This window comes from Mycobacterium gordonae (genome assembly GCF_001417955.2).
Classification (GTDB): domain Bacteria; phylum Actinomycetota; class Actinomycetes; order Mycobacteriales; family Mycobacteriaceae; genus Mycobacterium; species Mycobacterium gordonae_B.
Genome location: NZ_LKTM01000069.1, coordinates 1 through 7,522 on the forward strand (window position 1 = coordinate 1; position 7,522 = coordinate 7,522).

Here is a 7,522-nt window from a genome sequence, read left to right on the forward strand (position 1 = left end):
TCAGCGCAACGGCGTAACATCACCCACCGAAGCCAGAAGCTCCGAAGGACCATTTACACCGGATTACGGACGCCACCCTAGTTTCGAGCAGCAAGTACTTGTTCTTCTGCACCTCGTACTGCGCCGGGAGCCATTCGGTCAGCACTTCGTCCCAGAGCGACTCGTTACTGTGTCCGATCTCCTGGATGTTGCTCGGCTGCCGAGACTTAGCCTGCTCGCGTCGATAGGTCTCGACGATCCAGTCGTTGACGTCTGCGAGCCACTGGTGATGTTCACGAACCATGCACCGAGCGTAGGCACCGAGCCCGACAGGAAGCTTTCCCTCAACTGCAGGTGTGAATTGGTATGTATCTGTGTTGAGTCCTGCCCGACTGATCGAAGTTGAGGAGAGCGCCGGCGGACTGACACCCGCCTTTTGCAGGTAGCGCCGCCCGGCTCGCAAAGGGGGCACCTGGCCGTGTTCTGGCTGGCACCGTAAGGCCCGCGAGTAAGGGCGGTCACGATGCTGGCGTGGTCGCGCTCAGGCCATTCGCTGCGCACTTTTCTGTCAAATGCGTCTCCGAGGGCCTTGACGGATCATCACTGCAAAGGCTTCGACCCGACCCAACCTGGGTACTATTCGCCGCATGCCGTTGATGAACGGTGAGACCTTCGCCGGATACAAGATCATCCGAATGCTCGGGTCTGGCGGAATGGGTGAGGTCTACCTAGCACAGCATCCACGGCTTCCTCGGCGGGACGCCTTAAAGCTGCTTCCGCGCGAGTGGTCAGCCGACGCCGAGTACAGGGCTCGCTTTACAAGGGAAGCCGATCTCGCTTCGACGCTTTGGCACCCACACATTGTGGGTGTGCATGACCGTGGTGAGCACGATGGCCAGTTATGGATCTCGATGGACTTTGTCGACGGGCTCGATGGAGCTCGCCTTCTGGGCGATCGGTACCCGTCCGGGATGCCGGTGGAGGAAGTCGCCCGCATCATCACGGCGGTCGCTGGTGCCCTCGACTACGCCCACAAAAAGGGTCTTCTGCATCGAGACGTCAAACCCGCCAATATAATGTTGACTCATCGTGAATATGACGGCGAGCAACGAATCCTTCTGGCTGACTTCGGGATTGCCCGCAACGTTGACGAAATCAGCGGTCTCACCGCGACCAACATGACGGTAGGCACGGTGGCTTACTGCGCACCAGAACAGTTGTTGGGCGAGGACCTTGACGCCACTGTCGACCAGTACGCGCTGGCGGCAACCGCGTACCACCTTCTGACCGGATCTCAGCTCTACCCGCATTCGAATCCCGCAGTAGTGATCAGTCGGCATCTGAATTGCCAGCCGCCAGCGCTGTCGGAGACGCGCCCAGAGCTGGCCCAGCTCGACCCGATTCTCGCCGTTGCTCTGGCCAGAAATCCCATCGACCGATTTCAGCGTTGCTCTGATTTTGCGCGTGACTTAACCGAGGCGATTGGTTCGGCTTCGGGGGGAGCCTCAGCGTCGGCATCAACGCGGCCTGCGCACGTACCGCAGCGACCTCGACGTGGCACCATCAATTTGTTGTCCCGTCGGTGGGCGATTGCCGCCGCCGTACTCGCAGTCATTCTTTTCGCCAGTATGCTCACGCTAACCGCTCGCCCGTGGGAGGGCCGCGAGTCCGGTTCTGCAACTGCGACTTCCAGCGTCTTTCCTTCGGTGTCCGCCTACGCGACTACAGGACGAACACCAACAACGACGCTACTTTCGTCGACGGTTGTACCGACCCCGACTTCCGCTAGGGCAGAACCTGGGGCAGCCTTGCAGACGGCGCTTCCCTTTTGTTACAGCGGTACTCGGATTGCGGCGAAACCTTCGTCAGGAGGACTTCTTTGTAAGGGCCACTGGTTCGAGAATCTGACCTGGACTGACTGGGGTCTCGACGCAGCAGACGGTACGGGTGTCGAAGCTATCAAGGGTTGCACACCGAATTGTGCGACAGGTGAGTTGGCGAGATATCCAGTGGAGGTGCACTTTTCAGGACCTGCGGCTTCGACGGACCCGAGTTGTCCCCTGGGAATTCGCTTTTACACCCAGCTCATCGTCGCCTACCCGACATCACCGCCGCCACCGTTTCTTGAGTATGACGGTGGTCCTGTAGCGGAGAAGTACAACGGCCTGCCTTCGCTACGTTGGAATGCTCTCAGGCCATATTGCTTCTGATCATTTCTGATCCTACCGTGCAGCGAGGCTCGCGGTCAGTCGCTGGCGAATCGCCCGAGCGCTCTTGCGACCAGTGACGCGTCGCTTTCTCAGAACCACTCATTGAATTGCGCTACTCCCTCGCCAAAGGACCGGGACTGTAGGGCGCGAAGCGGCAGCGGCCGGCGCCCAGTTGTTTACCGAGCGGTCCACGAATCCTCAACTACCACCAGCGACCGTCCGCCCCAGGCTCGTGGCGACTATGGCGGGCTGTTGTCATTGCATGTCCACTTCGGCGTCGATCGAGCAGTTCGTGCCCGTTAGGTAGAGTCACTTGCGTGAGGCGTTTTGCGCTCCTAATCGCAGCAGCGCTTGCGGCGTGCGCACTAGCCTGCTTTCCCGCGCGAGCTGTCGGTTCGCCCCAATGTGGCAGCGGCACGTATCTCGGGCAGAATGATGATTGCATCGTTGGACCTCCCGGCGTCACGGACCCTGACACGACGTACATGCAGTATCTCGCCGATAACGGCGTGATGGGCGAGTCGCTAGTACACGATCGCCAAGCCCAATTGCGTAACAGAACAATTGGTGTAACCATATGCGACCGGCTTGATAGGGGAACTGCCCCTGCGGCCGTGGCGGACTCAATTTTCGGTGCAGACGACTCAATTCACGTCATCTCTACAACGATGAGGGCAGCTGCGACGGCTTACTGCCCGTGGACCTACCAAGCTGTTAGTGCTACATGGCCGCGTCATTGATAGTGCAGGTCGTTGCAATTTGTCATGGGGTTATACCATGCGAGATCTCCAAAGAGCCACCTCGGGCTCGCAATGGCATGGCAGCGAGTTGCGCGTGCACTGCAATAGCCTCGTCTTGTGCGCTCGTGTAAGGACCGCGATGACTTTATGCGGGGCTGCGCAGAAGGCTTGAAAATCGCCATGGAGCCATAGGCGCTGTCCGCCGACGTAATTGGGCCATTGGTGCAATGGATGCGAGAAATTGTCAAGACCTGTGGATCGGGGGTTTCAGGCGACCTCCGTTTCGGTGTGCTGGCTACCGCTTGAGGGCGGTGTCGGTGGGGTGATGTCGGTGGGCCGTTCGAGTAGCTTGCCCTTGTGGAAGACCGCACCGGCGCGGACCAGGGCGACCAGGTGTGGGGCGTTGACGGCCCGCCAGCGGGCCTGTGCGGCATCGATCAGCTTGTAGGCCATGGCAATACCGGCCGCGCGTGATCCCGGCCCCTTGGTGACCTTCGTCCGAAGTCGCACGGTGGCAAAAGTGCTTTCGATCGTTATCTGGAGTCCCTCGGTCGGTGTCTTCGATGTGCGACACGCGGAGTCGGGGTCGCTGATTCTGCGTGCTGGACGTGGTTATCTGCAGTCGTCTAGGAGGCAGAGCCTGCGGAGGGACGATGCACGTTGCGCGGGTCATCTCACCGGTCTCGTCGCGTGAGTCGTGGACGGTTCTCGGTGACGACGATGCTCCGGTCGCGGCGGTCGACCGGTATCTCGGGTATCTGACCGACATCGAGCGGTCGCCGAACACGGTCAAGGCCTACGCGCACGATCTGAAGGACTGGTTCGGCTTCTTGGCCGAGCGTGGGCTGGACTGGCGGGGCGTTCGGCTCGACGATGTCGGCGAGTTCGTGGCCTGGCTGCGATTGCCGCTGGTGGCGCGTGATGGACGTGTCGCGGCGTTGCCGTCGGTGCCGCATCAGTGCACGGAATCGACTGTGAACCGCAAGCTTTCGGCGATCGGGGCGTTCTACACCTATGCCGCGCGCGACGGCGTGAATGTCGGCGAACTGCTGACATCGTGGCAAGTCGGCGGGGGTCGTGGCGGCTGGAAGCCGTTTCTGCATCACATCAGCAAGAGCGCGCCGAAGCCGCGGCGGGTGATCGCGTTGAAGGCGCCCAAGAAGCTGCCGCGGGTGCTTTCTCCGGCCGAGGTGCAGGGAGTCTTGGACGGCTGCGACCGGCTGCGGGACCGGTTGCTGTTCGCGCTGCTGTATGACACCGGGATGCGGATCGGTGAGGCACTGGGGTTGCGGCACAACGATATCGCCGCCGCCGAGCGTGAGGTGACGGTGCGGCGCCGCGAGAACGTCAACGGTGCTCGCACCAAGTCGCCGACCGCGCGCACGATCCCGGTCAGCAACGAGTTGATCCGGTTGTATGCCGACTATCTGCATGCCGAGTACGGCGACCTGGATAGTGACTACGTGTTCGTCAACCTGTGGGGACACCCGCGCGGGTATCCGCTGACCTATGGCGCGGCGTATGACCTGGTGCGGCGGCTGCGCCGCAGGACCGGGATCGATTTCGACCCGCACTGGCTGCGGCACACGGCGGCGACCCGGCTGTTGCGTGACGGCGTCGGGATCGAGGTGGTCGCGCATCTGCTCGGGCATGCGAACGTGGTCACGACCTCGGCGACGTACGGGCACCTCACCGTTGAGGACGCTCGGCGGGTGTTGGAGCAGGCTGGCTGGTTCACCGACGGGCAGGTGCAGCTGTGACCGCGCCATCGCTGAAACCTGCCGGTTCGTCGGGCCTGCTGGGCAAGCTGATGGCCGCAGTGCGCAGCGAATTCCGCAATGACGTGATGGAATTCGCGCCCGAGGACCCGGTGTTCGGTACGGCCGAGTGCCGGGTCTCCGGGTGCGAGCGAGCCGCCCGCGGCCGCGGCCTGTGTCAAGGGCATCTGCAGCGATGGAACAACCAGGGACGCCCGGACTTGGATCGGTTTGCCGCATCGACTGATTCGCGCTGGCGGCGGCAACAACCGAACCAACAGTGCCGAGTGCCTGGCTGTGGTTACGGCTCTGCGCGCGGCGGCATGTGCGGGCTGCACGCACAACGATGGGAACGGGCGGGCCGGCCCGACCTGGACGCGTGGCTGGCTGAACCGCAGCCGTTCAAGCGGCCGGCCGCGGGCGCGACCTGCCGCATCCCGCACTGCGAGCTCTGGCCGCAGGCGACCTCGCCGTTCTGCCAAACCCACACCAACACTTGGAAAGTGAACGGGCGACCCGACATCGACGAATTCGCCGACCGCTTCGCCACGATCACCTCCTTGGCCGGCGAGGTGATCCGGCTCGACCGGCTGACCGGTCAGCTGAAGCTGGAGATGCAGTACGTGCTGCAACGCCGCCACGACGACCGCCAAGGCAAGCTCACCCCTGACGTAGTTATGCGTGCGGTGCGGACACTCGCCGACGCGGGCGTGGGCTCGCTGCTCGACCACGACGAAGACGACTGGCATGAGCGGACGCGGTTGCCGATCAACGACTCTTGCGCCCGCGGGTTCCTCGGCTACGCCTGCCGGGTGATCGCCGATCTGGCCGAGGCCGGCGGGTGGGAGGCTGAGTATCCGCGCGATGTCTGGCGGATGCGCCGCCTCGGCCACGACGGCGACCGCACGCTGCGATTCGCCGGGATCGGCCAGCCGTGGCTGCGGGATCTGGCGAAACGGTGGGTGCGGTGGCGGCTGTCGACCGGGCTGGGCCTGGAAGCCGGCGGCGGCCGGCCGGTCGTGGTGCTCACCCGCTTCGCTGGGTTCCTCGCCGACATCGGGGTCGAGCGCATCGACCAGGTCGACCGATCCGTATTGGAACGCTATCTCGCCGACCTGCGCGGCGATTCCCTTCGTGCTCAACGCCGCGGCGCCCACATCGGGCTGCTCAACCGGTTCTTCGCCGCCGTCCGCCAACACCGTTGGGACACGGCTCTTCCCGCCGATGCGATGTTCTTTCCCGAGGACTACCCCAAACGCGAAGAACGGCTGCCGCGGGCGCTGGCCGAACACGTCATGGCCCAGCTCGAAGACCCACACAACCTCGCCCGCTTCGCCGACCCGGCCCACAGGTTGATCACGATCATCCTGATGCGCTGCGGGCTGCGGATCACCGACGCGCTGCGGCTGCGCAGCGACTGTGTCGTCACCGACGCCGAAGGCGCACCGTATCTGCGCTACCTCAACCACAAAATGAAACGGGATGCGTTGGTGCCCATCGACGAGCAGGTGCGCGAGTTGATCGCCGCACATCGCATCTGCACCGCACAGCGCTGGCCGTCAGGCACGCCGGGGTTGTTCCCGCGGCCGACGAAGAACATTGACGGCGCCCACCCGATCGGCAGCCCCACCTACCGGATGGCACTGTTGCGCTGGCTGTCGGTCTGCGACGTCCGTGACGAGCACGGCGAGCAAGTGCATCTGACCCCGCACCAGTGGCGCCACACCCTGGGCACTCGGCTGATCAACCGCGACGTTCCCCAAGAGGTCGTGCGACGCATCCTCGACCACGATTCTGCTCAGATGACCGGGCATTACGCCCGGCTGCACGACACTACCGTGCGCCGCCATTGGGAGGCCGCCCGTAAGGTCGATATCCACGGCGCCACAATCACTTTCGACCCCTCCGGGCCGATCGCCGAGGCCGCCTGGGCCAAACAGCGCCTCGGCCGCGCCACCCAGGCCCTGCCCAACGGCTACTGCGGGCTACCGGTGCAGCAAAGCTGCCCGCACGCCAACGCGTGTCTGACCTGCCCAATGTTCCTAACCACCGGTGAGTTCCTGCCCCAGCACCGCCAGCAGCGGCAGCAGACCCTGCAGCTGATCACCGCCGCCGAAGCCCGCGGACAACAACGAATCGCCGAGATGAACCGCCAAGTTCTACGCAACTTAGACAACATCATCACTACCCTCGACAACCCAGAACAAGAGAAGGCCAAACATGCCGACTAACAACAGCATCCACCTCATCAGAGCAGCCCAACAGCGCCACGAACACACCCGCGCCAAGGCGATCGCGGCGATGCACGAACTCGACCGCAACGGCGCCGCGCTGACATTCGAATCCATCGCCCGCCACGCCGGTGTCTCCCGCTCGTGGATCTACACCCAGGCCGACCTCAAAGACGAGATCGGCCGGCTTCGCGCCCAGCGCCGGCCCGAACCCAGCACAGCGTTGCCTGCCCGGCAACGCGCCAGCGATGACTCCCTGCGCCTGCGCCTGGAGATCGCCAACCGCCGCAACCGCGAACTCGTCGACGAGAACCAGCGGCTACGCCGCCAGCTCGCCTGCGCCCTCGGCCACAACCGCGACAACAGCCGAATCTCGCCAAGAGAGCAGCCGGCACATCGCGATTCGGTAACGATCGCGTCGTGCTAACCAACGACCGGCACTGACTGCCCGCCGCGTCGTAGACACCCTCCGCGAAACAAACATGCAGCTCACAGCCCCTATCGCGCGCAGCGCTCCAGATAACAATAGGATTTGTCGTCCTCAAATGGATCCAATGCTCTGCGGGGTACTTGTAGAACTCCAGCAGGGTGTCCAGATCGTCGAC

The 7,522-nt window shown here is 63.5% G+C and carries 6 protein-coding genes and 1 pseudogene; 5 read left to right on the plus strand and 2 right to left on the minus strand.

The features are described 5' to 3' along the window. Positions 1–19: 19 nt before the first annotated feature. The gene (locus AO501_RS08885) at positions 20–283 is read right to left on the minus strand and encodes a hypothetical protein (RefSeq protein WP_055577382.1); all 264 of its coding nucleotides are present in this window, start codon (positions 281–283) and stop codon (positions 20–22) included. A gap of 343 nt (positions 284–626) precedes the next feature. On the opposite strand from AO501_RS08885, the gene AO501_RS35250 reads away from it, so the two are divergent. Continuing rightward, entirely contained in the window at positions 627–2,189 is a 1,563-nt protein-coding gene (locus AO501_RS35250) for a serine/threonine-protein kinase (protein ID WP_082658491.1), read from the plus strand. Positions 2,190–2,674: 485 nt separating this feature from the next. Continuing rightward, positions 2,675–2,929 carry a DUF732 domain-containing protein gene (locus tag AO501_RS40675; RefSeq protein ID WP_419775668.1) on the plus strand — a complete coding sequence of 85 codons (255 nt, stop codon included), beginning with the start codon at positions 2,675–2,677 and terminating at the stop codon, positions 2,927–2,929. A 267-nt stretch (positions 2,930–3,196) separates the two neighbouring features. On the opposite strand, the pseudogene AO501_RS08895 reads toward AO501_RS40675, so the two are convergent. Continuing rightward, positions 3,197–3,532: pseudogene (locus AO501_RS08895) on the minus strand (IS256 family transposase); the annotation flags it as partial. Positions 3,533–3,582: 50 nt separating this feature from the next. Between AO501_RS08895 and AO501_RS08900 the strand changes: the two are divergent. From AO501_RS08900 to AO501_RS08910, 3 genes are read left to right on the plus strand one after another with little or no spacing between them, the layout of a single operon-like run. Continuing rightward, entirely contained in the window at positions 3,583–4,689 is a 1,107-nt protein-coding gene (locus AO501_RS08900) for a site-specific integrase (RefSeq protein ID WP_055577385.1), read from the plus strand. A gap of 50 nt (positions 4,690–4,739) precedes the next feature. Further along, a complete protein-coding gene (locus AO501_RS08905) occupies positions 4,740–6,917 on the plus strand; it encodes a tyrosine-type recombinase/integrase (protein ID WP_055577387.1) in 2,178 nt (725 codons plus the stop codon). Next, positions 6,907–7,344 carry a DUF6262 family protein gene (locus AO501_RS08910; protein ID WP_055577386.1) on the plus strand — a complete coding sequence of 146 codons (438 nt, stop codon included), beginning with the start codon at positions 6,907–6,909 and terminating at the stop codon, positions 7,342–7,344. The genes AO501_RS08905 and AO501_RS08910 overlap by 11 nt, the downstream gene beginning before the upstream one ends. The last annotated feature ends 178 nt before the right edge of the window (positions 7,345–7,522 follow it).

Excerpts from the sequence above, each read along its gene's own strand:
- AO501_RS08885 (WP_055577382.1), bottom strand. The coding sequence starts at position 283 with ATGGTTCGTGAACATCACCAGTGGCTCGCAGACGTCAACGACTGGATC.
- AO501_RS35250 (WP_082658491.1), top strand. The coding sequence starts at position 627 with ATGCCGTTGATGAACGGTGAGACCTTCGCCGGATACAAGATCATCCGA.
- AO501_RS40675 (WP_419775668.1), top strand. The coding sequence starts at position 2,675 with ATGCAGTATCTCGCCGATAACGGCGTGATGGGCGAGTCGCTAGTACAC.
- AO501_RS08900 (WP_055577385.1), top strand. The coding sequence starts at position 3,583 with ATGCACGTTGCGCGGGTCATCTCACCGGTCTCGTCGCGTGAGTCGTGG.
- AO501_RS08905 (WP_055577387.1), top strand. The coding sequence starts at position 4,740 with ATGGCCGCAGTGCGCAGCGAATTCCGCAATGACGTGATGGAATTCGCG.
- AO501_RS08910 (WP_055577386.1), top strand. The coding sequence starts at position 6,907 with ATGCCGACTAACAACAGCATCCACCTCATCAGAGCAGCCCAACAGCGC.